2 protein-coding genes are annotated in these 1,963 nt (G+C 38.4%); both read right to left on the bottom strand.

Annotated features, from left to right (window positions below):
- Nucleotides 1–202: 202 nt before the first annotated feature.
- Nucleotides 203–973 carry a nucleotide-binding protein gene (locus Q1B04_RS19925; protein WP_299762755.1) on the bottom strand — a complete coding sequence of 257 codons (771 nt, stop codon included), beginning with the start codon at nucleotides 971–973 and terminating at the stop codon, nucleotides 203–205.
- A gap of 89 nt (nucleotides 974–1,062) precedes the next feature.
- The gene (locus tag Q1B04_RS19930; protein WP_299762758.1) at nucleotides 1,063–1,869 is read right to left on the bottom strand and encodes a hypothetical protein; all 807 of its coding nucleotides are present in this window, start codon (nucleotides 1,867–1,869) and stop codon (nucleotides 1,063–1,065) included.
- Between the last annotated feature and the right edge of the window lie 94 nt (nucleotides 1,870–1,963).

Below are 1,963 nucleotides of genomic sequence, written 5' to 3' on the forward strand. Positions count from 1 at the left end.
TCAACGAGAGAAGGGAAAATATAAGAACAAAGAAGGTCTTCATCTATTTTTTTTATGATTTCGCTTACGCACAACGTCTCGTATAAAAACAGTGCGAGCTGGCGAGCTTGATTGTCCGCAGGACAATCAGGCGTTGCAAGCGAGCGCGGACTTTCGAATTGAGACAGGTTTGAGCATTGTTTTTATACGTTGTTAGGCAATGTTATTTTATCAGTCCTAACTTCTTGAATTTTCTCTGTAATTCATAAAAGCATTGTTCAATATTGTCACCAGAAAAAGGAATATATTGTAAGCCTGCGATATTTGAAAACTCTTCTATTCCATCTTGTTTGAGTATAATAACCTTGTCAAAACCTAAGCGGCCTTGAAATAAACCAGCTTCGTGAATTACATTTTGTCTTGCTCTCAATTTACCATCTGCTGTGTCATCTTCTGCGGTCATTACTAAGATGGCTAAAGAAGATTTATTCAAAAATTCTCCCAAAACATTAATTATACTTTCACTTGTTCTTGATTCATCCTCAAAAGTCAGTGTTTTTAAGTTTAAATCGTCTTTTAGGAAAATTTGAAGTCGTGCCCAAAGTTTACTTCTACCGTGTCCAATAAATATTTGTCCTGATCCGCTGGATTTTTTCTGAGGTAACGGCTTTATACTGTCAAACTCTTTCTGTAATTCAATTTCTGATAAAGATAAAAGTTGTTGAGTCAGTGTATGAATGTTTTTAACTGTAGTGTCATTTTTGGAAGTCTGAGGTGGTGGTATATAAAATACTCCTGGTTTTGGCCTGTATTTCTTAAAAAACTCTTCGATTTTATCAGAATACATTTTAATATCTTGAAGACTTTCTGAATCTGTATAATCTACTTCGGAAAGCTTTTTTACGAAAACTTTTATTGGTGCAAAAAATTTCAAGTCCGATTTAACGCTTTCCCACAAAGCTTCTGAAAGCAATTGTAGTTCTTTAATTATCATAATTTTATTTTAGTGCTGTATTTAATATTGCCTAACGGTTTGTGCATAGTATGGGCAAGGCATAGCCGCAGCCTGAACTATGAACCTTGTTAGGTGTATGTTTTCTTATTGTTTACTTTGTCGCTTAAGTAGTCTACCCGCGTGTCAGCGCTGCACCTTACTGCCTCTATCTCACTATTTACTATTGCGGTTATCAACGATTCTGGGCCAGCCATAAGCGTAAAGTGCAAGTCCGTGTCTGTAAATACAAGCCAGGATTTGTCAGAAGCATACATACAGCCTATAAAGTCTTCTTCAAAATAATTGGAGACATCCTCTAAGGAACCCGACACAAGTTCCATCTTATAAATATTGTTCGGTGGCATCTGGTAGATACAAACTTCATGAGTTTGTGACGCAGAGCTTAAAACCGAATTAAGCTTCTTGAAAACAGGCCGCGGCAGATAGCCGCCTTTCGGGAACCAAAGGTTCCATGGGTATCCAATCTCATCAAAACGGGTTATGTAACTGTCGGGGTTTATCTCATTGTGGAATATTAATTCGTATTTCTCTGCAATCTCCTGCCATGTTACATACTCCCATCTTTTCAGGTTGGGGTCAGTCATTCTTAATTTTAGGTTCAAGTCCCCACCACTAGCTTCCCAAGGGTTGGTTGTCTTATGGGTGCCTTGTCTATAGTTGAAGGTGATAATTTCCGCGAGGTCTTCCTTTAAATCAGGGTCATTCTCTAAAGTATCGGGCTCGTCAGTAGTGATTTCGAACGGATGGAATACCTTACAATATGATTCAAAAATTGGAGGCAGGCAATTCCCTATAGTAATCCCCTCGTCTTCAAAGCTTAGGGTAAGTTTCTCTTCACTTATCCAATCTGCTTGCTCTATATTCAAATTTTTCATTTGTTCAACTTACACCTAACGTTAGTCCAGGTGGTGTCTCGTTGGAGGATCGCTGTGCTCTGCAAGGTTCCTCCAATGGCATCTGGACGGTGTT

Origin of the sequence: uncultured Pontibacter sp., from assembly GCF_947495565.1 — a bacterium.
Classification (GTDB): domain Bacteria; phylum Bacteroidota; class Bacteroidia; order Cytophagales; family Hymenobacteraceae; genus Pontibacter.